The 22,243-nt window shown below is 54.7% G+C and carries 20 protein-coding genes and 3 pseudogenes; 12 read left to right on the forward strand and 11 right to left on the reverse strand.

Annotated features, from left to right (window positions below):
- Positions 1-246 precede the first annotated feature (246 nt).
- The 4 genes and pseudogenes from ACMGF5_RS20265 to ACMGF5_RS20280 all read left to right on the forward strand — a co-directional run bounded on the left by ACMGF5_RS20265 (position 247) and on the right by ACMGF5_RS20280 (position 5,188).
- Positions 247-1,914: an AMP-binding protein gene (locus ACMGF5_RS20265; protein ID WP_251962868.1), complete on the forward strand. Its 1,668-nt coding sequence runs from the start codon at positions 247-249 to the stop codon at positions 1,912-1,914.
- Between the two features lie 203 nt (positions 1,915-2,117).
- A complete protein-coding gene (locus tag ACMGF5_RS20270) occupies positions 2,118-3,470 on the forward strand; it encodes an MFS transporter (RefSeq protein WP_251962867.1) in 1,353 nt (450 codons plus the stop codon).
- A 170-nt stretch (positions 3,471-3,640) separates the two neighbouring features.
- Positions 3,641-3,826 (forward strand): annotated as a pseudogene (locus tag ACMGF5_RS20275) (acyl-CoA synthetase); the annotation flags it as partial.
- Positions 3,827-3,868: 42 nt separating this feature from the next.
- A complete protein-coding gene (locus ACMGF5_RS20280) occupies positions 3,869-5,188 on the forward strand; it encodes an OprD family porin (protein WP_174141472.1) in 1,320 nt (439 codons plus the stop codon).
- 342 nt (positions 5,189-5,530) lie between these two features.
- Here the strand turns inward: ACMGF5_RS20280 and ACMGF5_RS20285 are convergent, their stop codons facing one another.
- From ACMGF5_RS20285 to ACMGF5_RS20305, 5 genes and pseudogenes are all read right to left on the reverse strand, one after another.
- Positions 5,531-5,821: a c-type cytochrome gene (locus ACMGF5_RS20285; protein WP_119688893.1), complete on the reverse strand. Its 291-nt coding sequence runs from the start codon at positions 5,819-5,821 to the stop codon at positions 5,531-5,533.
- 21 nt (positions 5,822-5,842) lie between these two features.
- The gene (gene gloB, locus ACMGF5_RS20290; protein ID WP_119688894.1) at positions 5,843-6,634 is read right to left on the reverse strand and encodes a hydroxyacylglutathione hydrolase; all 792 of its coding nucleotides are present in this window, start codon (positions 6,632-6,634) and stop codon (positions 5,843-5,845) included.
- Positions 6,631-8,198 (reverse strand): annotated as a pseudogene (locus ACMGF5_RS20295) (GMC family oxidoreductase). The gene gloB and the pseudogene ACMGF5_RS20295 overlap by 4 nt, the downstream one beginning before the upstream one ends.
- Positions 8,199-8,208: 10 nt before the next feature.
- On the reverse strand, positions 8,209-8,769 hold the full coding sequence (locus tag ACMGF5_RS20300; RefSeq protein WP_119688896.1) for a tat (twin-arginine translocation) pathway signal sequence: 561 nt from the start codon (positions 8,767-8,769) through the stop codon (positions 8,209-8,211).
- A 122-nt stretch (positions 8,770-8,891) separates the two neighbouring features.
- The gene (locus ACMGF5_RS20305; RefSeq protein WP_174141473.1) at positions 8,892-9,284 is read right to left on the reverse strand and encodes a VOC family protein; all 393 of its coding nucleotides are present in this window, start codon (positions 9,282-9,284) and stop codon (positions 8,892-8,894) included.
- A 210-nt stretch (positions 9,285-9,494) separates the two neighbouring features.
- Here ACMGF5_RS20305 and ACMGF5_RS20310 point away from each other — a divergent pair, with 210 nt between their 5' ends.
- Complete coding sequence (locus ACMGF5_RS20310; protein ID WP_119688898.1) at positions 9,495-9,797, forward strand: ribbon-helix-helix domain-containing protein; 303 nt, start codon at positions 9,495-9,497, stop codon at positions 9,795-9,797.
- A 90-nt stretch (positions 9,798-9,887) separates the two neighbouring features.
- On the opposite strand, the pseudogene ACMGF5_RS20315 reads toward ACMGF5_RS20310, so the two are convergent.
- The 4 genes and pseudogenes from ACMGF5_RS20315 to ACMGF5_RS20330 all read right to left on the reverse strand — a co-directional run.
- A pseudogene (locus ACMGF5_RS20315) lies at positions 9,888-10,314 on the reverse strand (MMPL family transporter); the annotation flags it as partial.
- Between the two features lie 28 nt (positions 10,315-10,342).
- Positions 10,343-11,362, reverse strand: coding sequence for an IS30 family transposase (locus ACMGF5_RS20320; RefSeq protein WP_237858433.1), 1,020 nt, complete (start codon positions 11,360-11,362; stop codon positions 10,343-10,345).
- Positions 11,363-11,658: 296 nt separating this feature from the next.
- Positions 11,659-12,438, reverse strand: coding sequence for an enoyl-CoA hydratase-related protein (locus ACMGF5_RS20325; protein WP_119688899.1), 780 nt, complete (start codon positions 12,436-12,438; stop codon positions 11,659-11,661).
- Positions 12,439-12,451: 13 nt separating this feature from the next.
- Entirely contained in the window at positions 12,452-13,975 is a 1,524-nt protein-coding gene (locus ACMGF5_RS20330) for a 3-hydroxyacyl-CoA dehydrogenase (RefSeq protein WP_119688900.1), read from the reverse strand.
- 191 nt (positions 13,976-14,166) lie between these two features.
- Between ACMGF5_RS20330 and ACMGF5_RS20335 the strand changes: the two genes are divergently transcribed.
- The 7 genes from ACMGF5_RS20335 (at position 14,167) to ACMGF5_RS20365 (ending at position 19,838) form a co-directional block, all read left to right on the forward strand.
- Positions 14,167-14,925 (forward strand): GntR family transcriptional regulator, encoded by a 759-nt coding sequence (locus ACMGF5_RS20335; RefSeq protein ID WP_196914430.1) that lies wholly within the window; start codon positions 14,167-14,169, stop codon positions 14,923-14,925.
- Positions 14,922-15,548 carry a glutathione S-transferase family protein gene (locus tag ACMGF5_RS20340; RefSeq protein ID WP_220453476.1) on the forward strand — a complete coding sequence of 209 codons (627 nt, stop codon included), beginning with the start codon at positions 14,922-14,924 and terminating at the stop codon, positions 15,546-15,548. Before ACMGF5_RS20335 ends, ACMGF5_RS20340 begins: the two co-directional genes overlap by 4 nt.
- Positions 15,549-15,672: 124 nt before the next feature.
- Entirely contained in the window at positions 15,673-16,314 is a 642-nt protein-coding gene (locus tag ACMGF5_RS20345; RefSeq protein WP_119688901.1) for a glutathione S-transferase family protein, read from the forward strand.
- A gap of 16 nt (positions 16,315-16,330) precedes the next feature.
- Entirely contained in the window at positions 16,331-17,542 is a 1,212-nt protein-coding gene (locus ACMGF5_RS20350) for a CaiB/BaiF CoA transferase family protein (protein ID WP_119688902.1), read from the forward strand.
- Positions 17,543-17,545: 3 nt separating this feature from the next.
- Positions 17,546-18,187: a carboxymuconolactone decarboxylase family protein gene (locus ACMGF5_RS20355; RefSeq protein WP_119688903.1), complete on the forward strand. Its 642-nt coding sequence runs from the start codon at positions 17,546-17,548 to the stop codon at positions 18,185-18,187.
- A complete protein-coding gene (locus ACMGF5_RS20360; protein WP_414157136.1) occupies positions 18,187-19,074 on the forward strand; it encodes an amidohydrolase family protein in 888 nt (295 codons plus the stop codon). The genes ACMGF5_RS20355 and ACMGF5_RS20360 overlap by 1 nt, the downstream gene beginning before the upstream one ends.
- The gene (locus ACMGF5_RS20365; protein ID WP_119688905.1) at positions 19,074-19,838 is read left to right on the forward strand and encodes an enoyl-CoA hydratase-related protein; all 765 of its coding nucleotides are present in this window, start codon (positions 19,074-19,076) and stop codon (positions 19,836-19,838) included. Before ACMGF5_RS20360 ends, ACMGF5_RS20365 begins: the two co-directional genes overlap by 1 nt.
- 52 nt (positions 19,839-19,890) lie before the next feature.
- Here the strand turns inward: ACMGF5_RS20365 and ACMGF5_RS20370 are convergent, their stop codons facing one another.
- Together ACMGF5_RS20370 and ACMGF5_RS20375 are read right to left on the reverse strand one after the other, a co-directional pair.
- Complete coding sequence (locus ACMGF5_RS20370) at positions 19,891-20,742, reverse strand: alpha/beta fold hydrolase (RefSeq protein WP_254467717.1); 852 nt, start codon at positions 20,740-20,742, stop codon at positions 19,891-19,893.
- A gap of 96 nt (positions 20,743-20,838) precedes the next feature.
- A complete protein-coding gene (locus ACMGF5_RS20375; protein ID WP_119688907.1) occupies positions 20,839-22,113 on the reverse strand; it encodes an OprD family outer membrane porin in 1,275 nt (424 codons plus the stop codon).
- Between the last annotated feature and the right edge of the window lie 130 nt (positions 22,114-22,243).

A 22,243-nucleotide genomic window follows, 5' to 3' on the forward strand; every position in this document is an offset into this window, starting at 1 on the left:
TCATGACACCGACGACTCAGCTCCTCACGAATAGCAAGAAACGTCGCACGTAGACATATCTCCTCTCACAGCTCTATTGCTGCAGCTGCAGTGGGTGACCCTTCTTATTTCTCGGTGGTAAGTGGCAAATCCGGTCACAGACATTGAGAGCTTTTACCATTGTCGGGCTCGTCATTCGAAGGCGATTATTTTCCGTCCGTGTCAGCGATTTCTCCCATCCAAAAATAACTCAGAGGGACGCTCGTGATGCCTGATTACTTTTCTGCTTTGACTAGCTTTAGCTATCAGCATGTTGTTGACCTTGAGCTAGCTGGACGTTTGTCAGCCGTCAATGCGTGTATCGAATGCTGTGATCGGCATGCTCAAGATGACCGAGCTGCCCTATTTTACGAGGGCTCTGATGGTACCAGTGCAACCTATACATTCGCAGACCTGCAATATAATGCTGCCCGCTTCGCTAACGCCCTTCGAGCGCAAGGTGTCAAAAAGGGAGATAGGGTCGCGGGACTGCTACCAAGAAAGGCTGAGTTGCTTATCACTATCTTGGCCACATGGCGTATTGGCGCGGTTTACCAACCTCTTTTCACCGCCTTCGGGCCGAAGGCCATTCAACATCGCCTGGAAGGCTCCGCTGCGCGCGTCGTGGTGACTGACCTGCAAAACCGCCCGAAGCTAGATGAAGTCGAGTTCTGTCCCTCCATAATCACCATTGGAAACAACGGTCGTGACTTGAGTTTCTGGGATGAGTTGGGAAAGTTCCCTCCTGAGTGCCAGCCCGAAATGCTGACTGGGGACGACCCGTTTCTCATGATGTTTACCTCAGGTACTACGGGCCCAGCAAAGGGGATGACGGTACCGCTTAAGGCGTTGGTGGCGTTTAAAAGCTATATGCGCCAGTCAGTAGACCTGAGACATGAGGATGCATTCTGGAACTTAGCGGATCCAGGCTGGGCTTATGGCCTCTACTTTGGTATCGCGGGCCCTTTGGCGATTGGCCATTCAATCACCTTGTACGATGGATCGTTTACGGTGCAGAGCACCTGCCAGGTAATACGGAAGTACGGCATTACAAATCTTGCAGGATCACCTACCGCCTTTCGACTGCTAATTGCTGCCGGAGAGGAGTTCACAAGTGCGATTAGGGGAAAATTGCGAATTGTGAGCAGCGCCGGCGAGCCATTGAATCCGGAGGTGATCCGCTGGTTCGCCGATACATTGGGAGTGACTATCCACGATCATTACGGTCAGACCGAACTGGGCATGGTGCTCTGCAACCATCACGGACTAGATCACCCTGTACATCCAGGCGCAGCCGGGTTTGCCTCCCCGGGCTACCGGATCGTGGTAGTGAATGACGTGGGTATTGAGCTACCACCTGGTCAACCGGGAATTCTGGCGATTGATCGGAAGCAATCACCGATGTTCTGGTTCTCTGGCTATCATGGGGCGCCGACTAAGTCTTTCATCGGGCAATATTATTTGAGCGGCGACAGTGTTGAGCTCAACGCGGATGGGAGTATTAGCTTTGTAGGGCGCACGGACGACGTGATTACCACGTCGGGCTATCGTGTAGGCCCATTTGACGTTGAAAGCGCCTTGATTGAACACCCCGCAGTGGTTGATGCAGCCGTTGTTGGTAAGCCTGATACGGAGCGTACAGAGCTGGTTAAGGCGTTCGTTGTGCTCAATCAGAGATTCACGGCTTCGCCTGAGCTGACCGAAGAACTCTCCCTGTACGTTCGTAGGCGCTTGGCAGCTCATTCCTATCCACGAGAAATAGAGTTTGTTAGCGACCTGCCGAGAACACCGAGTGGGAAGCTCCAACGCTTTATCCTGCGTAACCAAGAGATTGCTAAAGCTCAAGCGTCGCTCGTCAAGACTGCTGCTGGTTCGACTTGCAAGAGTACGTGCTAGCAAACGGAGCCGGGCCTACGTTGCTAAGTTCTTTGCCTCGCGAAATTCCGCTGATGTCGAGAGCCTCTACTGCGCGAGCTGTGAGAGTCCCGATAGGCAGCGCTGGGAATTCCATCCAGGTGGTCGGACAGATCCGATTGCTCTGCGATCGCAATACGTATGTGGACTTCAAAAGACAAAAACAAGACTGAAGGAGACACGGTATGAGTTCTTTGAATATGTACACGTTGGCCGGAGAATCAAAGTTCAATCGCTTTCATGGACTGATTCTTTTTTGGTGCGTGTTGATTCTTATAATTGATGGTTACGACTTGGCGGTGGTTGGCGCAGCGCTGCCAGCCATCATGGCTGACATGCAAATTGACGCAACCAGTGCCGGCGTGATGGCTGGCTCAGCACTGTTTGGCACAATGCTGGGGGCAATTTTCTTGGGCACTCTGGCAGACCGTATTGGTCGGCCAAAGATGATCGCAATCTGTGTAGCTCTGTTCAGCATATTCACCGCTGCAGCAGGTTTCACTGACAACCCGCTGACCTTCAGTATCATGCGCTTCATCGCCGGCCTGGGGATCGGCGGCGTGCTGCCTATCTGCACGGCGCAGATGGGAGAGTTCTCGCCCTTGAAAGTTCGCACCCGCCTGGTGACCATCGTTTTCGCAGGCTATTCGGTGGGAGGAATTTTGGTAGCGCTCACCGGTAAGCAACTGATCGAAAGCTACGGTTGGCAATATGTGTTCTACGTGGCAGCCCTACCAGTAGTTTTGATTCCCTTCATACTGAAGACCATGCCCGACTCTATCGGCTTCATGTTGAAACAAGGTCGGGATGACGAGTTGAAAGTCATTGCCCGTCGCCTCCGTCCTGACCTCATGATCAAGGATGACACTCAACTCGTCGGCAACCCTCAAATTGTCTCTGCCCAAGAGAGGCCTGTACGAAGCCTTTTCCAGGAAGGGCGTGGATACAGCACCGTCATGATTTGGATGGCATTCATGACCGGGCTTTTCATGGTGTACGCGCTCAATTCATGGCTCACCAAGCTGATGGCCATGGCGGGCTTCAGCCTCGGCTCTGCCCTGAATTTTGTTATCGTGTTCAATCTCGGTTCGATCTTCGGTGCAATTTTCGGTGGCTGGCTCAGCGATAAATTCAGCATCAAGCACGTCTTGGTGGTGTTCTACGTAGTGGGCGCGGTTGCACTCACGCTACTGGGTTATACGCGCTCTACTGAACTGCTCTTCGTCGTAGTGTTCATCGTGGGTGCCTCGACGCTCGGTACCCAGCTTCTGGCCTATGCATACGCCGGAGATTTCTATCCCTCCACCATCCGCTCCACTGGGGTCGGCTTTGCGTCGGGCGTCGGTCGCATCGGGGCGATTGTCGCGCCTGTTTTGATTGGTGCACTCGTATCGATGGCCTTGCCTCTGGAGCAGAACTTCATGGCAATCGGTCTCGCCGGACTGATAGGTGCTGTTGCTGTGACCATGATCAACCAATCTCGCGCGGACTCCGCTGTGGTGAGGAAGAAGGCCACTGTTTCACACGATCTGACCTAACCGTAAATCTGAGAGACAGGTTCAAATGCTTACTCATCGCTTGTGCCAATCATCGGTAGGTTCGGACGAGACGGCTCTACAGCCTGTTGGGGAGCAGTCGAAGCGATAAGCAAAGGATTGCATGAGCTGCATGGCCGGAATTATCGTTTCTCGTTTAATTAAAGCCGGGCCATGTCCAACCCTCGGAGCGTGCAATCATTGAGTTCTGTCAGGAGCGATTCGCGCGGTTTAAGTGTCCTCGTCGAGTGATTGTCCAAGAGCTTCTAAAAACTGCAACTGGCAAGGTTCAGAAATGCATGCTTCGAGAGTTGGCCGGAAGTCGGGATGCAATCACTGGATTGGTGATAAATGGTTAATTCGTCAGCAGCGCTTTGATCCTATCCAAGGGCAGAATCTACATGAGGCGCTGGTGGGCGGCTCATGCTCAAGCACACAACAAGAACAAGGTGCCTGTGATGTCTATTTTTTCTCAAAAATCGTTGGTTTGTTCGGTAGTACTGTTAGTCGCGCCTTATGCTTCTGCCGCGTTCGTGGACGACTTCAAAGGCAATTTCGAGCTTCGGAATTTCTATTACAATCGCGATTTTCGCAATGATGGAGCTGCGCAGTCCAAGCGCGATGAGTGGGCACAAGGCTTTATTCTGAACCTGCAGTCTGGCTTCACAGAAGGGCCAGTGGGTTTCGGTATCGATGCCATGGGCTTGTTGGGGGTTAAGCTTGACTCTAGCCCTGACAGAACGGGGTCTGGGCTGCTTGCCTACGATTCCGGCAGGAATGTGGAAGACGAGTACGGAAAATTTGTGGCTACCGCTAAAGCGAGGGTAGGCAAGACTGAGTTGAGGGTAGGAGGGGTGAATCCTCTAATGCCTCTCCTCTGGAGCAATAATAGTCGCCTACTGCCTCAGGTTTTTCGCGGGGGGTCTTTGACCGTCAACGATATCGATAAATTGACGGTAACGGCTATCAGGGTAAACGCCGTGAAGCAGCGTAATTCCACCGATTTCGAATCCCTCACAGCTACTGGCTATGCTCCGGTTGAGGCTGATCACTATAACTACATGGCATTGGACTTCAAGCCAGCAAAGGACATGACATTCAGCTTGCACGCCGCCGAGCTTGAAGACCTCTACAAATCCTACTTCGCGGGGATTAAAGTTATCCAGCCAGTTTCGGAAGGCAATGTGATCGCGGATGTTCGCCTGTTCGATGCTAGCGAAACCGGCTCCAAAAAATTAGGTGAGGTGGACAACCGGACGCTGAGTAGCTATTTCGCCTACAGCATTAAAGGGCACACCATCGGCGGCGGTTACCAAAAGGCTTGGGGCGACACGCCATTTGCGTTTGTAAACGGCACAGATAGCTACCTATTCGGCGAATCGCTGGTCAGCACATTCACTGCCCCCAACGAGCGCGTCTGGTTCGCGAGGTATGACTTTGACTTCGCTGCTTTGGGTGTGCCTGGCTTGCTGTTTACCACCAGGTACATGAAAGGGGATGATGTTGATCCTACTCTGCTGACAAGCCGCCAAGCCGCTTCTCTGCGTCTAAACGGGGACGATGGCAAAGAATGGGAGCGGGTCACTGACATCTCTTATGTCATCCAGAGTGGGCCTGCAAAGGGCGTTTCGTTCCAATGGCGTAACTCTACGAACCGATCGACCTATGCGGATAGCGCTAATGAAAATCGATTGATCATGCGTTATACCTTTAACTTCTAAAGTGGTGTAACGGGCCGAACCTGCTAATCGGCCCTTTCCACATCATCCCCAGTCGAAGGCTTCGTTCCCTCCTGTGGAATTGATCCAGCGGCTCGTGAAAAGCGAGGTGCAGGCGCTTCATGGAGAACGCCATCAAGGAGAAGCTGCATATCAGTTATTTCTCAAGCGGCGAGGCGTTCGTCCCGTAGAGGCTTTGGGACGATAAGTCACCGGAACACCAACGCTGGGAATTGCGGGGGAAGGCACCCTTTGCCCAAGTGATGCTCGATAGATGCTTTGGGTGCTCTACTTCAGCGTTGCCTACAGAAATGACTCTTTTCAAAGCACAGCTCCTTTCAGTCCTCAGCGAGACATCCAGCCTATCGTTGCCATGAGGTCTTCGTCGCTGCAGTCACTGCAGAGTCCACGTGGTGGCATGACACTCAATCCTTTCACCACATTTTTGAGCAGTACGTCTTGCCCTTGAGCAAGGCGGGGTTTCCATGCAGTGGTATCACCTTTTTTGGGCGCGTTTGGGAGTTGTCCGTTGTGGCACATGGCGCAGGATTTTGCGAATACGACCTCAGGCTCTTGAGCCGCTTGGGCAGTAGCAATCATGAAGGCTGTCAGGGTAATCAGCAGTGTTTTTTTCATAGGTGATCTTCTTCTTGTTGTTCAGAAATTGTCTTTCCACTTGCGTAAGGCTGCAAAGCATTCCTCGGCAGATGTGATCTTCAGTCCCGCGTAGCGTTGGACAGCCTCAACGATTCCCGCTTCCCGCACACGCAAGAACGGGTTAGATGCGCGCTCAACGCCAATTCGGGTAGGTAAGGTGCACTGTCCACGGCCTCGGACTTCGCAGGCTTCAGCCAAGAGCTCGGCGATTTGGTGATTGTCTGGGTCTACAGCCAAAGCAAAACGCAGGTTGGAGAGGGTGTACTCGTGTGCGCAATATACCTGCGTCTCCTCCGGTAGCGCTGCGAGACATTCGAGCGACGTCAGCATCTGCATAGGCGTACCCTCGAACAGGCGGCCACAGCCGGCGCTAAACAGCGTGTCGCCGCTGAACAGCGCTTTCTCATCAACCAGGTGATAGGCCACGTGCCCTGAAGTATGGCCAGGCACTGCGATCACATTGATGGTTCGTCCTAATACCTGAATCAGATCGCTGTCCTTGAGTGGCCGATCCCTGTAAGGGATCGGCTCGTTCTCGGGGCCATGGACGCGAAGATCGAATGCAGACTTCAGTTTTTTCACACCACCCACATGGTCGCTGTGATGGTGAGTGATCAGTACATCGGTGAGCGCCCAACCGGGATGTTCTTCCAGCCAAGCTTGAACGGGTCCGGCATCGCCTGGATCTACAACTGCACAGGCCTGGCTTGAGTGATCGGCCAGAAGCCAGATGTAGTTGTCGGTAAATGCCGGGAGAGCGTAAATCTCGAGGCGCTTGGCGGAAGTAGTCATGCCGCATGCGTCCTCAAAGCATCGGCAATGTACTCAGCCTGACGAATCGCAAGGCTAACGATTGTCAGAGTAGGGTTCTCGGCTGCGCTGGTGGTGAACTGACTGCCATCCGAAATGAACAGATTCGGGACTTCATGGCTTTGCCCGTATTTGTTGCAGACGCCATCGGCTTCCTTGTGGCTCATGCGACAAGTGCCCATGTTATGAGTCGAGGGGTAGGGGGGACGCGGTGAGTCTTCAGTGCGCCGACAGCTTCATATACGGCGCTACCTTGCCGATAGGCGTGCTCTCGCATTGCGATATCGTTGGGGTGGTCGTCGTAATGCACGTTTGCTACTGGAATGCCGAAACGGTCTTTGACGGTATCGCTTAGGGTGATGCGATTGCTTTCCCGGGGCATGTCCTCACCGACCAGCCACATGCCAGCCAGATGCGTGTAGTTGTCCATAACTCGGGTAAAGTCGCGCCCCCAGGCACCAGGGTTGAAGAACGCTGCCATGAAGGAGGGGCCGAGCGAGATGGTTTCCATTTCGTAGCCACCGACAAAACCTCTGTCGGGATTGAAGTGCACCTCGTCACCTATAAGCCCGGCCATGATGGTGCCCCGGTAGAAATGCACCGGATCTTTGAATTCCGCGAATACTGAACCGGTGGTGTGGCGCATGTAATGTTTGCCGACCATTCCGGAACCGTTGCCAAGGCCATGAGGGAACAATGTGCTGGTCGAATTGAGCAGCAAGCGAGGAGTTTCGATGGCGTTACCTGCTACTGCTACAAGGCGCGCTTTTTGGCGTTGCAGTCGCCCTTGCGCATCTGCGTAGACCACACCAGTCGCGCGACCCTTGGCATCATGTTCGATTTTCACCGCGTGAGCCTGTGTGCGAAGCTCAAGCTTGCCAGTGGCCTCGGCCGCCGGAATTTCGGTGTAGAGCGTTGACCATTTTGCCCCCATTTTGCAGCCTTGGAAGCAGAAGCCGAGTTGCATGCATTGAGCACGTCCTGCGCGGGCGCGGCTGTTGATCGCCATGTGGCCGGTACTGCATTTCTTGTAGCCAAGCTTGCGAGCACCGTTATACATCACCTGAAAATTGTTGTTCCCCGGCAGGCCTGGAATCTCGTTGGTGCGCGTCACGCCCATCTTGTCTTCTGCCCTTGCATAGAAGGGTTCTAGCTCTGCGAGCGTCAATGGCCAGTCGAGCAGGTTCGCGTCTTTGATGTCACCATAGGTTTGGCGCGCTCGAAATTCGTGTTCTTGGAATCGCAGGCTGGCACCTGCCCAGTGGGTAGTCGTTCCGCCCACGGTCTTGCAGATCCAAGCTGGAAGGTTTGGAAAGTCCTTGGCGATTTGCCATGAACCCGAAGTCGTCCGTGTATCGCTCCAGGACAATTGCTCGAACGAAGGCCATTCGTCATTGATGAAGGTTGCTGAGGATTGCCGCTGGCCGGCTTCTAGTAAAACGACCGGGATTCCCTTCTGACACAACTCATTGGCCAGAGTCCCGCCACCCGCGCCAGAACCGATGATCACCACTACCGAGTCGTCGTCAAAGCTGAATGTAGTCATGTGCGGATCTTCAGGAAAACGCGGGGGGGCTGGCTTCGGTAGGGGCTGCAGGCAGCCATTTCAGATCGTTGAAGCCACGCATCAAGTAGCCACCTTTGGGGAAGGAGGCTCCCTCGTAGCCAAAGTGCTGGTAGGCGAGTTCGTTGCTATAAAGGGCATTGACCGACACTGATCTGACCAAAGTGAAAAAAGGGGTGTTCTGGATGGACTCAAGCGCGGCCAATTGGCGCCCCTCATCCAGATCCAGCCAGGCGCCACCTGCTGATTTGTCTAGCTCGCTCAGGCCTTGCTCAAGCAGGGGAAGAATGGAGGGGTCAGTCATGGCGCGGTCGTCCAGCGCCTTGATCGCGAAAGCGTACACAGCATCTTCCATCCGATCGTGAGGATAGATGCGGCGTACCATAACGATTAGTCGCGCGGCCACAGTGTTGTTCAGCATTTTCATTTCGAGCGCCCAGGTTGTACTGGGAGCAAGGAGAGCTATGGGGCCGGACGTGAAAAGCAGTGTACCCAAAAGAATTCCGCCGCTGCCTTTGAGGAAGCCACGGCGGCTGGCTTGTAGATCGTTCATGCGGTTCTCCTTTTTGTTCTTATTAGGAGCCTGACATCACGGGTGCTGCGTGAGAGGGGGGGCGCGTTTTTTTCCGACGGTATTGATCGACTACATCTGAACGTCAGATGCTCGAGATTGGGCTATTGATAGTGGCCGGCGCGCTGCAACACTTCGATCTTGTAGCCATCAGGGTCTTGAATGAAAAAGAAGCGAGCGAGCATCTCTTCACCGCGCTTGAATTCCTTGATGGGGGCAGGGGAAAGTCCCATTTCGTTCAACCGAGTGTGATGCTGATCGAGGTCATCTACTGCGAAGGCCACATGGCCATATCCGCTACCGTGGGTGTAGCCGTCCTGGCCCTTGTTCCAGGTCAGTTCTATTTCGGTGCCGCTCTGCTGATCGCGTAGGTAGACGAGGGAAAAGTCGTCGAACTCGAGGCGATGGGATTCCTGCAGGTCGAATGCTTGTCCGTAGAAACGCATGGAGGCATCCAGGTCACCTACGCGGATCATGGTATGGAGGAATTTCGGCATGATCAGGCTTTCCTGTGGTGTTGTTATGCACTCAGGATGGCAGCATGAAAATCTGGCGGGTAATAAGTGGCTATTACGTAGCCCCCCCGGCAGCAAAATGGGCGCGTGTAATAGCGGTTTATTACCCGCGTGCTGCTTTGGGGAGGTACCTTCAGGCTTGGGCCTATTCCCTCGATTGCGACTTAACCAGGTAGATCCAGCGGAGGCGTTATGTGTGAGCTGTATGTGAAGGCAGACCCGATTCTCTATGAGTCGCGCTCGCGCTCCTTGCGTATTCGGGGCGTAGTCACCACCTTGCGTCTGGAAAACCAGTTCTGGGACATCCTGACTGAGATTGCTGAAACGGATGGTGTCAGCACCAACCAGCTCATCGCAAAGCTGTACGAGGAAGTCATGGATTATCGCGGAGAGGTAGTGAATTTTGCATCCTTCCTGCGGGTAAGCTGCACCCGATATCTGAATCAGAAGCAAGCGGTAAATAAAGTAGTTCCATTCTCAATCGCGGCAGGCTGATTTGACGGGTGGCTACCGGTCGTCGAGCAAGTCAGCGATACATTGTGGGGCTTGAGATTGCCGACCCGCTGTTACACGGGTCGGTGGTGATCAAAGCAGCACCTGTCCAGTTTTTGAATGAGCACCAAGGTGGTGATTTGTTAGGAATAGCCTTGCCAGAGCTGGAGTCAGGATAAGAGCGCCCAGCATGTTCCAGATGAACATGAAGGCCAGCAGTATGCCCATGTCCGCTTGAAATTTGATGGGCGAGAATGCCCAGGTAGCCACCGCAATTCCCAGCGTGACGCCGGTCAGGATCACGACCTTTCCAGTCGACAACAAGGCATGGTAATAGGCGCGCGATAGCGTCTCACCATTGCGCAGGTTTGATCATCAATATCTGCACATTTGCCTTCTTCACGACGATGTTGGTTGCGGCCTCAATCCCGGCATTACCTGCTGCGGACATGAACTGAAGGGTTTCGCTGTTGTTCGCTGCTGCGAAAGTCTCAACTGTATTCACCACGCGGGTGAGGGTGGGCGGCCTCAGGTTCCAAGTGCAACACTCAGTTGATAGTGTTGAGCCGATTGGTTGCCAGCAGTTGCAGATGATCCGTCAACACTTCAACAGGGAATTTCCAGCCCAATGTCTGACGAGGTCGGGTGTTGAGCAAGTCGGCAATCTCGTCCAGCCGCTCCTGGCTAACCAGCGACAAATCGGTGCCCTTGGGTAAGTACTGCCGGAGCAGGCCGTTCGTGTTCTCGTTGCTGCCTCTTTGCCAAGGGCTGTGCGGGTCAGCGAAGTAGATCTTCATTCCCGTACGAGCTGTCAGCTCTTGATGCTTGGCCATCTCGCTGCCTTGGTCATGGGTCATGGTTTTCAGCAGCGCCGGTGCCATACGCGAAAGTTCTCGCGTCATCCCCTCTAGCGCGGCGTCTGCGGTGGGCGCATCCAACTTGGCCAGGATCACGAAACGGCTCGTGCGCTCGACCATCGTCGCTACTGCCGAGCGATTGTTCGCGCCCATGATCAGGTCGCTTTCCCAATGACCTGGCACTTGTCGACCTTCGACCTCTTCAGGCCGGTAGCGAATATTCTGTTCAGCTGGATAGCGCTCGCGCCGAGCTGGCGCAGTGCTGCGAGTACGCCGCTTGCTGCCGCCCTGGCGCAGGTAACCAATGAGTTGACGCTTAAGCTCGCCGCGTGGGTATGCATAGATTGTCAGGTAGATCGTTTCGTGACTCACATGCCGCTCAGGATTATCAGGCCAGTAGTCCTTGAGTCTGGCGGCAATTTGCTGAGGAGACCAGCCCTTGGCCAACATGCTGTGTACGACCTGGAACAGTTCAGAACCAGGGGCAAGAAGCTTGCTGCGCCTCGGGACGTGTCTGAGGGCACGGGCTCGAGCACCGGCAGTGCTGGCGTCATAGTGCCCAGGCTGCGACTGGCGCCGCACCTCTCGACTCAGCGTGCTGGGTTGGCGCCCAAGAACTTGGGCGATGGCTCGCAGCGAGGCGCCTTGCATACGCATGATCATTAGCGTTACGCGCTCTTCGATGGTCAAGTGGGTGTAGTGAGTAGTCATGCAGCACCTTACCTCGGGTGTTGCACTTGGTCACTGAGACCGCCGCGTCTGCTTTGTGGTCAGCGAGGAAGACATTGATGGTTAGCAGATCACAGTTCTGATTGAACAGTTCTCTTGGGGCGCGCGTAATGATGGCGTTGAGCAGGCCTTGGTTTCGAGGAATTTCGTACCAGGTGAGGCTACCCTCATTCATTCCTGCAGCAGCCTGCTTGCTCAACGCAGCGAGGGAGGTAGTCGTAAAAAGATGCACTTTACCTATCATTTCCAGGAGCAAGGAAGAGATCGAAGTGATCAAGTCAGCGTCCTTGATATACCGGTTTCCGCTTTTCCATGAATGCAGCCATTCCTTCCTTTTGGTCGTTGCTGTCGAATAATTGCACGAATGCACTCCGCTCCCGCTTTAACATGCTATGGAGAGGTGCATCCTCACCTGTTGCGAGTAATTCCTTAATAGCGAGCACTGCAAGCGGAGGTTGAAGTGCTATTCGGGCAGCGATAGAACATGCCCGTTCTAGCGCAGCCCCTTCTTCACACAATTCTGAAATCATTCCGGCACTGAACGCCTGCTCGGCAGTCAGTGGATCACCTGTGAGGGTAAGCAACGCTGTACGGTATTTACCAATTGTCCGGAGCAATCGCTGTGTGCCACCTGCTCCCGGCATGATGCCTACGTTAATCTCTGGCTGACCCAGGCGCGCTGTTCTCGAGGCGATAATGATATCGCATGCTAAAGCGAGCTCGCATCCGCCACCAAGCGCATACCCCTCGATCGCCGCTATAACAGGCTTTTTGCAGTAGTCCACGACTTCGAATAGTCGCCCAGTTTTCAGTTCAATGTGTTGAGTCGGGGTCATGTCTCGCATCTCGGCGATATCTGTCCCGGCAACAAAATACCCCCCGGCTCCCGTTATTACCAAAGCATGAACGCGAGAGTCGGCTGCGAGTGTCTCTACAGCTTGTGCTAGTAGTTGTTTGATTTCCAGGTTCAGAGCATTTCGACGCACTGGTCGGTCTAGGGTGATGATGGCGTAGCCATCCTCGTGAATTTGCTGTCGAACTGGGTTTGAGGAAGTCATGTGGGGCCTCAATTCAGAGTTGTTTCCAGAAAGTGTTTGTCTGCGCCTTGCGGCGGAGTAGTGCACTGGCGCGATAACGTCCATCTGGGTAAGCGCGTGCCAAGTTGTCTAAAACTGTGACCACATTCTGATTGCCAAAACCGTCCGCCCAGCACAGTGGGCCGACTGGGTAGTTGACGCCTTTGAGCATGGCGAGGTCGACATCCTGCGAAGAGGCAATGCCATGACTAACGGCTTCCGCAGCCTCGTTCGCAAGCATGCAAAGTGTTCGAGTGACGAGCATCCCCGCAGCGTCGTCAATCACTACAACCTGCTTACCTAGCGCTTGGAAAAAGCCAATCGCGCTATCCAAGGAAGCTCGCTCACATGTTTCTGCTTTGCTGAGAACGACGAGGGATGCAGCTTCGTGACCGGTGGAGGCGTCGAACAATACGACTTGATCCAGGTTTTGGCTGAGGGCTATTTCGGTTGCGGTCAATCCGAGGCAAGGTCGTATCTGGACGCCATCGACGATTAGATAGCCTTCACCATTGTGTGTTTCGATGCGGCAACCATGCCTCTCAGCCAGGCGCCCCAAAATTTGAGCACCAGGGAAATCGCCAAATTGCTGCACCAGGTTTGGCGAAGAGCAGGTAGGTTCGAATACGATCTCATTCTGGCTGGTCGATTCGTCGTATCGGTAGAATCCCCGTCCACTTTTCCGACCGAGCCATCCCGCGTCTACCAGTGCTTTCTGGATAAGTGAAGGGCGGTAGCGAGGGTCTTGGAAGAAGGCATCGTAGATGCTTTGGGTCACTGCGAAATTGGTGTCGTGACCAATAAGATCCATCAGTTCCAACGGCCCCATGCGAAAACCACCCGCATCGCGCAAAGCGGCATCAATGACACCAATGGAAGCGACATTGTCCTGCAAGGCGAGGAGGGCTTCAGCGTAGAACGGGCGGGCGACGCGGTTAACGATAAAGCCTGGAGTTGATTTGCACTCAACAGGGCTTTTGCCCCATTTCACTGCGAGCTCGCTGATCTGGGCTACCACTGTGGCACATGTGGCTTCGCCTTTAACCACCTCTACCAGCGGTAGCACTGTTGCTGGGTTGAAGAAATGCATGCCGATCATCCGCTCCGGCTTTTGCAACGTAGCCGCGATCGCTGTGATCGAGATCGATGAGGTGTTGCTGGCCAGGATCGCACCCTCTCCAACGATTCCCTCAAGCGCTCGGAAAAGCTCTTGCTTGATTTCAAGGTTTTCAACAATGGCTTCAACCACTAACGAACATGAAGCAAGCTCGGTCAAGCTGGTTGCAAGGGTCAGGCGTCCTAGGCATGCGTCGCGTTGATCAGCAGTTAGGTGCCCACGTTTGACCCAGCGATCAAGCGATGATGTCACCGTCTCGGCCCCCTTGGTTAACGCTTGTTGGCGAGTATCGTGCAGGTAAACTGGATGTCCCGCTCGTAACGCCACCGCGACGATGCCCGCACCCATAGTGCCTGCCCCTATGATGCCAATGCTGGCTGATGTACTCAGTGCGGTGCTCATGACTGATATCCGTTTGACAGTGTGAGTGTTGCGTCACTGTACGGACATGGCGCCATAAAGGTCAATAGGATGACCTATGGAATTATAGGGGCTTAGGTTGAAAAGGCTAATAATGTAACTCTATGGTTTATGCGATACTGCCCTGACGCGATTGACGCATGCCCTGAGGGGCTCACAGGTGAGACGAATTGATGAAAGACATGGATGCATTGGCTGGCAAGTCAGGCATTGATTTCAGCCGAAGTGGGGTTGCTCGTTACATCCAGCTGGCCACATTATTCCGGCGTAGAATCGAGCAAGGTTTGTGGCCGGTGGGAGATCAGATTCCCACCGTCGATGACCTTGCAGCGGAATGTAGCGTCGCACGCGCTACGGTAAGGCAGGCATTGGACATCCTCGAAGAGGACAAGCTGATACGTCGCTTCCGTGCGAAAGGAACCTTTGTTATCCAGCAGCCACAAGAGCAAATGTGGTGTGAAGTCCCCACTGACTGGTCGGGGCTTTTGCTCTCTCCCGAAGGGGTTACGACTGAGGTGCTGTCCTTCGACGTCAAGGCTCAGCCCGTTAATGTGCAGCACAAAATCGGTGAAATGGCGCCGGAATACAGGTGCTGGAGACGCCGTCATCTGCGAGACGGCAAGCCGTACTACATTGGGAACGCTTTCATCGATTCGCGACTGGTGCGCAAGATCCCGGCGAAACTGCTCGAAACGCATACCACCTTGCGGATCCTCAAAGATCTGCCCGGCCTAACGCTCAAGGAAGTGCATCAGACCATCACTATTGGCACTGCTGATTTGGCCACTGCAGAAGCCCTTGAGATCCCACTCAATGCGCCTGTCGCCTACTGCTACCGGTCTGCCATAGATGATCAGGGGCGACTGGTCTTTGTTGGGGATGGTGTCTATCGGGGTGACGTGGTCAGACTCGACGTCAAGGTAAGCGTATGACCACCGTGATGACGCTTCATTGGTCGCCACTTTCGCCATTTGTACGAAAGGTTATGTGCGTGATCCATGAGCACCGGTTGCAGGACGAGGTGCGCTGCGTGCGCACCAAGGTCTCGCGGCACACACCCAATGACTCACTGACGACGATCAACCCGTTGTTGCGCATTCCAACGTTGGAGCTGAGCGATGGCATGGCCTTGTTTGACTCGGTAGTGATCTGTGAATACCTGGATACCCTGGGGCATGGCCCACGGCTTTACCCATACTCGTCCGATGCGCGCTGGCAGGCGCTGCGCTGGCAGGCGTTGGGGGACGGTTTGTGTGACACGCTGATCCTTTGGCGACATGAGCGTGACCGACCTGACTCTCAGCAACAACAGGACTTTCTGAAAGCCTCCGCACTTAAGCTCTCGTCAACTTTGCAGATGCTGGAGAAGGAGGTCGAACAGCTGGACGCTGCTCGTTACGGTATCGGACATATCGCAATCGGATGCGCCCTGGGCTACCTTGCAGTTCGGTTTGACGACCTGGTGTGGCGCGACAAATACCTTCTCCTGGCCCACTGGCAGCAACGCTTTGAGGCGCGCGAATCCAGTCGTTTGACTGCACCTCTTCAACCCTGAAAAAAATCGATGAATTAGGGATGGTAAGCTCTTTTCAGATGAGTCTATACTGAAAAGGTCATAAAGATAGCACATAGGATCAAAAGTGACCTTTGCCCCCTCTTCAAGCAGCGCAAGCCAGGTTATGACTCTTCACTGGTCACCTCGCTCTCCGTTCGTACGTAAGGTGATGATCGTACTTCACGAAACGGGTCTTCTCGACCGCGTCACCTGCGTGCGGAATGTGGTCGGTATGAGTCAGCTCAACGAGCAGGTCATGCACGACAACCCCCTGAACAAGATCCCGACATTGGTTCTGGAGGATGGCCGAAAGCTGTACGACTCTCGTGTCATCTGTGATTTTCTGGACGAGCTTCACGGCGGAGCCAAGTTAATACCCGCAGATCGCGCTCGGTATATACAAGCTATGACCTGGCAAGCGTTGGGCGACGGTTTTATCGATGCGCTGTTGTTGTGGCGCAATTGGTATATCGACCGTGGCTTGTCATACGACTGTACAGACGATCCCTTCCTCAATGCGTTCAACCTGAAATGCATTGCGGTGCTAGCTGCGTTGGAAGCCCAGGCAGCAGAGCTTGAGGCCGCGCCATTCGGGCTTGGCCATATCTCTATCGGATGTGCTCTTGGCCAACTCGATTTTCGATGGGCCTTCATTGATTGGCGCTCCGACCACCCAGCCCTCGCGCAGTGGTATCAGCGCTATCAATCTCGACCCTCCGTCATTGCGACCATGATTCGTGACGACAACGCGCCCAGCGCGCCCTAACTCTGGAGTCCATAACATGGCAGGCCCACTTTCACATATCCGTGTACTCGATCTGAGCCGAATCATGGCAGGCCCTTGGTCAGGGCAGGTTTTGGCTGACCTTGGCGCAGATGTAATCAAAGTCGAGCGTCCCGACGTCGGTGATGATACCCGTACCTGGGGGCCTCCTTTCTTGACAGACAAAGAAGGCAAAGCGACGAAAGAGGCGGGTTACTACCTTTCGGTCAACCGTGGTAAACGCTCCGTCACCGTCGATTTGGCTGACCCGGCTGGACAAGAAGTCGTGAGGCAGCTTGCCGCAGCTTCGGACATCGTATTGGAGAATTTCAAGGTAGGTACGTTAAGCCGTTACGGCCTTGGTTATGAAGACCTCAAGGCCGTCAAACCCGATATCATTTACTGCTCCATCACCGGTTTCGGTCAAACAGGCCCGAAGCGTGACAATGCCGCATACGATTTCATGATTCAGGCCATGGGCGGTTTGATGAGCGTGACAGGGGAGCGAGATGATCTTCCTGGCGGCGGCCCGCAAAAAGTCGGTATTCCGATTGTCGATATCATGACCGGCATGTATGCCACCGTATCGGTTCTGGCCGCACTCGCTCACCGCGATCGCACAGGTGAAGGTGAGTACATCGACTTGGCCATGTTGGATGTGCAAACAGCTGTACTGGCCAACCAGGCCATGAATCACCTGGTATCGGGTAAGACGCCGCAGCGTGCAGGCAATCGCCATCCGAACATCCAACCACAAGATGTTTTCAAGTGCGCTGATGGCCATATCGTTCTGGCGGTAGGTAACGACGGTCAATTCCGTCGGTTCTGCGAAGTCATTTCAGAACCAACGTTGGCCGATGACCCGCTGTACGCTACCAACCAGGCTCGGGTCGACAATTTGCCTTCGCTGCTCCGCATCATTTCTAAACGGCTTGCTGAGCGTCCACTGCAGGAGTGGCTGCTCGCTTTGGAAGCGGCAAAGGTGCCGTGTGGCCCCATCAATACTGTGCCGATGGTTTTCGCTGACGAACAGGTCAAATCACGAGAAATGCTACGGGAACTTCCCCACCCACTGGCAGGTGTCGTACCTCAAGTGGTCAGTCCGATTCGCATGCGCAACTCCACCTTGGATTTCAACCGTGCTCCGCCATTGTTGGGCGAGCACACGGTTGAGGTGTTGAGTGAGCTGGGAATCAAGATAGATGTCCCATCCGCCGTCTCGCAGGAGTGAGTCATGGCCAGAATTCCGTTGTTTGATGCTCGCACCATGTCTGAGGCGCAGGCTGAGGTTTATGAAGCCGTTGTACGTGGCCCTCGCGGGCGACTCGTAGGGCCTTTGCGGGCAGCTATGCATAACCCAGTTTTGGCTGACCGCTGGCAGCGCTTGGGTGAAGTGTTGCGTTACGACACTGTTCTCCCGAAGCGCCTCAGTGAGCTGGCTATCTTGGTGACTGCCCGCCGCTGGAACGGGCAGCTGGAATGGCATATCCACGCCGGTGATGCTGCCACTGCCGGTTTGGAGAGTCCGATCATTGAAGCAATCGCTGCGGGTGATGCTCCAGTCTTCGAAGACTCGGAGGCTTGGGACATCTATACATTCGCTCGACAGATGCAGCTTCACGGCGATGTGCAGGAAGATGTGTACGAGCGCATACATGAGCGCTGGGGGACGGTTGGGGTGGTCGAGTTGTCATCGGTGATTGGCTACTACACGCTGGTAGCCATGACCCTGAACGTCCACCGCATTCCGCTACCTGATGGCGTCAAAGCCCCCTTGGATGTGCCAACCGATACCCACTGCGGATTGCCCAGTCTGACAGAGCCTGCGCCGGCCAGATTCCAGGATTGCGCGCAGCCCGCGACGGGGGAGTGCTGATGGATACGATTGAGCCGCGCATGCCGGCCCGTACATCTCGAGTAGTGCCCGCTGGTGCGTGTGACGTTCACAGTCATGTTTTTGGCCCTCTCGAACGCTTTCCAACTGGTGCGGCGACCTATGCGATCCCGTTGGCGACGCCGTCGGTCTATCGACAGATGCTGGACAGCGTCGGGTTGGACAGGGGCGTCCTTGTTCAGCCGGCGCCTTACGGAACCGATACTCGCGCCTTGGTTAATGCACTTGATGCGCTGCGTGGCCGTGCGCGAGGCATCGCTGTAGCTGATTCAGGTATCAGTGATGCCTCCCTGGATGTTCTGCATCGTGCTGGGGTGCGCGGATTGCGCTTCATCGAGATGCTCGACCCCAGTAGTGGGAAGCGCTACGCAGGCAGCATTGGCGTAGATACTCTGCGCCAACTGGCTCCACGCATGCGCGAACGCGGCTGGCACGCACATATCTGGGCCAAGGCTCAGGACTGTCCAGATGTCTACGAATCAGTCAAAGATCTCGATATGCCGATCGTGTTCGATCACATGGGGCAATTTGACGTAACGACTGGGGTCGATGGGGCCGCTTTCCAGCGCTTCCTGGGCCTGCTCGAAAGTGGACAAGTTTGGACAAAGCTGTCGCTGTGTCGTGTGTCTCGGCAGTCCCCTGTATATGCCGAGCTAGAGCTGTTTCATCGGGCCTTGGTGAGCAAACGTCCCGACAGACTGCTGTGGGGATCTGATTGGCCATTTGTTCGCATGGCTGATGCATCGCCGGATGTTGGACAGTTGCTGGATGTCTTCATGAATTGGGTAGGAGATGAAGCAATCATTCGTCAGATTCTGGTAGATAACCCTGCCCATCTTTTCGGTTTCGATATTGAGGGAAGAGAGTGATGCAAGACTTGAAGCTTGAGATCAACGATGGCGTTGCCGTAGTCACTTTGGATCGCGCGCCGGTGAATGCAATCACCCTGGCCCACTACCAAGCCATCGGGGAACTGTTCACCCAGCTGGGTGACGATCCGTCAGTCAACTGCGTGATCTTTACTGCTGCCGGCGATCGTGCATTTTGTGCTGGCCTGGATTTGCATGAGTTCCTTGCTGCCACCGTTGATGAGGATCCTGCTCGTGCCGCTGTAGTCCGGCAATGCTTTGCTGCTGTGCGGCAGTGCGCGGTGCCGGTGATTGCTGCAGTGAATGGCCCGGCGCTGGGAGCAGGAACGGTACTTGCTGCCGTATGTGATATCCGCCTGGCATCGGAACGAGCCAAGTTCAGCATGCCGGAGATCAACGTTGGGCGCTGTGGCGGCGGCGCGCACCTCGGGCGTTTGATCGGTCAGGGTAACCTACGCAAAATGTTCTTCACTGGACTGCCAATTGATGCGGCTGAGGCACTGCGCATTGGCCTGGTAGAGGAAGTTCTACCTCATGAGGAATTGTTGTCGCGTGCGCTGGAACTGGCTCGATTGATCGCAAGCAAGAGCCCACTGGGCCTGCGTATGGGCAAGGCATCACTGAACGAGATCGAGTTCATGCAAGTGGAAGATGGATACCAGGTAGAGCAGAGCTACAGTACACGCCTGATGGCGACCGAGGATGCTCGTGAAGCTACACGGGCAGTAGTGGAGAAGCGAGCGCCGGTATTTGTCGGTCGCTGATTGCACTGCGTAAAATAGGGAGATCAGCAATGATCTCCCTTTTTTATCAACGCTACTTAGGTAACCCATCAGCCCAATCAGCAATAGCATCGGCTGTTTCCAAGGGCTTCTCTGCCGGTAACGCATGGCTCGCATTTGGAATGACCTTGACGGTCACACGATCTCCAAACTCATCTTTGGTTTCCATGCGGGAGCTCTCGGGACGAAACGGATCCGAGCCAGCCTGTAAGTCCAGAATCGGGGCGCTACCTCCCGCCCAATAGCTTTCTTTAGGTGTGTTGGCTCGCGCTTCACGCTGGCTCCAAGTGACTTCTGGATGCCAGCCGGTAAGCCAGTGGCCGGGATCATTGCCTTCGGCGAAGAACGCCAAGCGCAAAGCAGCGAGCTTTTCATCACGGGATGTTTCCTCAGAATTTATCCGGGTAACTGCCTCTGAAAGCTCACTCGGCCACTGACGAGCGCCACCAGCGAGCAGCACGATCCCGCGAACATCCCCTGGGTGGTCGCTCGCGACGGTTTTAGCTATCCATTGTCCGTACGCATGCCCTGCAACAATTGCAGGGCCTCCCTCGGCGGCAATGACTTTGGCAAAGTCATTGCCAAAGTCGTGAAAAGTCACGTTTTTCATCGGCCCACTACTGCCTGCGATACCCCTAGGTTCAGGCAAAACGACTCGATAACCCCGTCTCACCAGTTGCTTGGCTAATGGAGCAAATTCGGCGCTGCCCCGTCCGGTGGATGCCAGGATCATGACCAGCGGGCCTTGGCCTTGTACTGAGTAAGCGATCGTGGCGTCTGCATTCTGGATTGAACGGTGTTGGAGATTATCCTGCGACCAGGCGATTGGTATGAGCGCAATGGCCCAGATAGAGCTTAGTGATGCGACTGATTTCGACAGTTTCATTGTTACACCTTCGTATGGTAACGGGGCACGAGCGCTCCCATCCCGACACTAGGTGGTCAGGATGGGGGAGGGGGCCGAGTGCCGAGTGCCGAGTGCTTAGAACTTGAAGCTGTAGTCGACGATCAGCCGATCCTGGTCGCTGTTTCGCTGGTAATTGCTACGCATCACGCCATGGCGCCAACGCACGCCGAGGTCTCTGAATGTTCCGCTTTGCACCACATATCCAATATCGGTATCGAGCTCACGCTCGCGACCTTCTTGCTGGAAACCCACCACTTCTGCGTCATCGCTCTTCACATAACGCACGGTTAGCATCAGCCCTGGGATGCCTGCGGCAGCAAAGTTGTAGTCATATCGAGCTAGCCACGAAGCTTGGTTCTGCTTTGCGAAATTGGTGATCATCATTTCTGTATGCAGATAGGTCGCGGTACTTTCGAGCTGAGGGTATGCGCCCTTGCCATCTACCTTCTGATACCCGGCTTGCAGCGTGTGGCCATTCCACTCGTACCCAAACAGCCCACTGTAGATCCAGTTGTCGATAGACCCTGCGTCGCCGGAGCCAGCTTCTTCAGAGGCAAACAACCTTATGTCACTGACAATGCGTCCTGGCCCTGCCGGCAATTTGCCTTTGATTCCGATGAAGTGTTGGCGATAAACGTCCTGCAGCTCTCCGATGTTGTAGCTGAGCACCACATCCTTGCTGACTGCGTAGTCTGCAGCTGCATATTTGAAGTCACCGTCATCGGTGCGTGGGTACTGTCCATTTGCGTAGGCAATACCGATTCCCTGGTAATCGGTCGAGTCGCGATGACGAGCTCGATCAAGCTTACCGGCTCTGAGCGTCAGGCCAGATATCGAGGTATTTGTTACTTGGGTACCCTGAAAATCTTGAGGGAACAGCCGCGTGGTGCTTGGTTGCAGCACTCCCAGGTTGGGGTTGATAGTGCCGAACAGCACTTCAGTATCTCTGTAGAGCCTGAGCTTCGCTGTCAGCGCGAGTTTGCTGTACTCGTCTTGGGACTCTCGAGCATAGCTGGGGCCTCCAGGGCGGCTTTCGGCGTTACGAGGCAGCAGTCCGGAGCCGCTTCGCTCAGGACTTGAGTCGAGCTTGAACCCCGCCATCAGGGCAGCATCCAGCCCCAGGCCAATATCTCCATCCGTATATCCAGACTGGAACCGAAAGGTCAGACCCTGTGCGGCTTCTTCTACGCGGTTTTGCCCGGTTCCATCGCGGTAATCATTTTGAAAGTAGAACGTTTTTGAGTCGATCGAGGTTTTGCTGTCCTCGAGAAACGCGGCTTGTACGCCTGAGGATGCGGCCAAGGTGAGCGTGGTCAGCGTCAGCAGCTGCCGGTTCAGGTTTGTTGTCATTGTTACCTGTCCTATGTGGGGGCGTTTCTGTCAGCTGACGTTGAGTCAGCTCTCGACAATTACCGGCGAGGACGACAAAAAAGTCAATAGGCTATAGGAATGACCTATTGACTTTTAGGCGTTGCGGGGG

It is taken from the genome of Pseudomonas sp. BNK-15 (assembly GCF_047456105.1).
GTDB lineage: Bacteria > Pseudomonadota > Gammaproteobacteria > Pseudomonadales > Pseudomonadaceae > Aquipseudomonas > Aquipseudomonas putida_E.

Excerpts from the sequence above, each read along its gene's own strand:
- ACMGF5_RS20265 (WP_251962868.1), top strand. The coding sequence starts at position 247 with ATGCCTGATTACTTTTCTGCTTTGACTAGCTTTAGCTATCAGCATGTT.
- ACMGF5_RS20270 (WP_251962867.1), top strand. The coding sequence starts at position 2,118 with ATGAGTTCTTTGAATATGTACACGTTGGCCGGAGAATCAAAGTTCAAT.
- ACMGF5_RS20280 (WP_174141472.1), top strand. The coding sequence starts at position 3,869 with ATGAGGCGCTGGTGGGCGGCTCATGCTCAAGCACACAACAAGAACAAG.
- ACMGF5_RS20285 (WP_119688893.1), bottom strand. The coding sequence starts at position 5,821 with ATGAAAAAAACACTGCTGATTACCCTGACAGCCTTCATGATTGCTACT.
- gloB (WP_119688894.1), bottom strand. The coding sequence starts at position 6,634 with ATGACTACTTCCGCCAAGCGCCTCGAGATTTACGCTCTCCCGGCATTT.
- ACMGF5_RS20300 (WP_119688896.1), bottom strand. The coding sequence starts at position 8,769 with ATGAACGATCTACAAGCCAGCCGCCGTGGCTTCCTCAAAGGCAGCGGC.
- ACMGF5_RS20305 (WP_174141473.1), bottom strand. The coding sequence starts at position 9,284 with ATGCCGAAATTCCTCCATACCATGATCCGCGTAGGTGACCTGGATGCC.
- ACMGF5_RS20310 (WP_119688898.1), top strand. The coding sequence starts at position 9,495 with ATGTGTGAGCTGTATGTGAAGGCAGACCCGATTCTCTATGAGTCGCGC.
- ACMGF5_RS20320 (WP_237858433.1), bottom strand. The coding sequence starts at position 11,362 with ATGACTACTCACTACACCCACTTGACCATCGAAGAGCGCGTAACGCTA.
- ACMGF5_RS20325 (WP_119688899.1), bottom strand. The coding sequence starts at position 12,438 with ATGACTTCCTCAAACCCAGTTCGACAGCAAATTCACGAGGATGGCTAC.
- ACMGF5_RS20330 (WP_119688900.1), bottom strand. The coding sequence starts at position 13,975 with ATGAGCACCGCACTGAGTACATCAGCCAGCATTGGCATCATAGGGGCA.
- ACMGF5_RS20335 (WP_196914430.1), top strand. The coding sequence starts at position 14,167 with ATGAAAGACATGGATGCATTGGCTGGCAAGTCAGGCATTGATTTCAGC.
- ACMGF5_RS20340 (WP_220453476.1), top strand. The coding sequence starts at position 14,922 with ATGACCACCGTGATGACGCTTCATTGGTCGCCACTTTCGCCATTTGTA.
- ACMGF5_RS20345 (WP_119688901.1), top strand. The coding sequence starts at position 15,673 with ATGACTCTTCACTGGTCACCTCGCTCTCCGTTCGTACGTAAGGTGATG.
- ACMGF5_RS20350 (WP_119688902.1), top strand. The coding sequence starts at position 16,331 with ATGGCAGGCCCACTTTCACATATCCGTGTACTCGATCTGAGCCGAATC.
- ACMGF5_RS20355 (WP_119688903.1), top strand. The coding sequence starts at position 17,546 with ATGGCCAGAATTCCGTTGTTTGATGCTCGCACCATGTCTGAGGCGCAG.
- ACMGF5_RS20360 (WP_414157136.1), top strand. The coding sequence starts at position 18,187 with ATGGATACGATTGAGCCGCGCATGCCGGCCCGTACATCTCGAGTAGTG.
- ACMGF5_RS20365 (WP_119688905.1), top strand. The coding sequence starts at position 19,074 with ATGCAAGACTTGAAGCTTGAGATCAACGATGGCGTTGCCGTAGTCACT.
- ACMGF5_RS20370 (WP_254467717.1), bottom strand. The coding sequence starts at position 20,742 with ATGAAACTGTCGAAATCAGTCGCATCACTAAGCTCTATCTGGGCCATT.
- ACMGF5_RS20375 (WP_119688907.1), bottom strand. The coding sequence starts at position 22,113 with ATGACAACAAACCTGAACCGGCAGCTGCTGACGCTGACCACGCTCACC.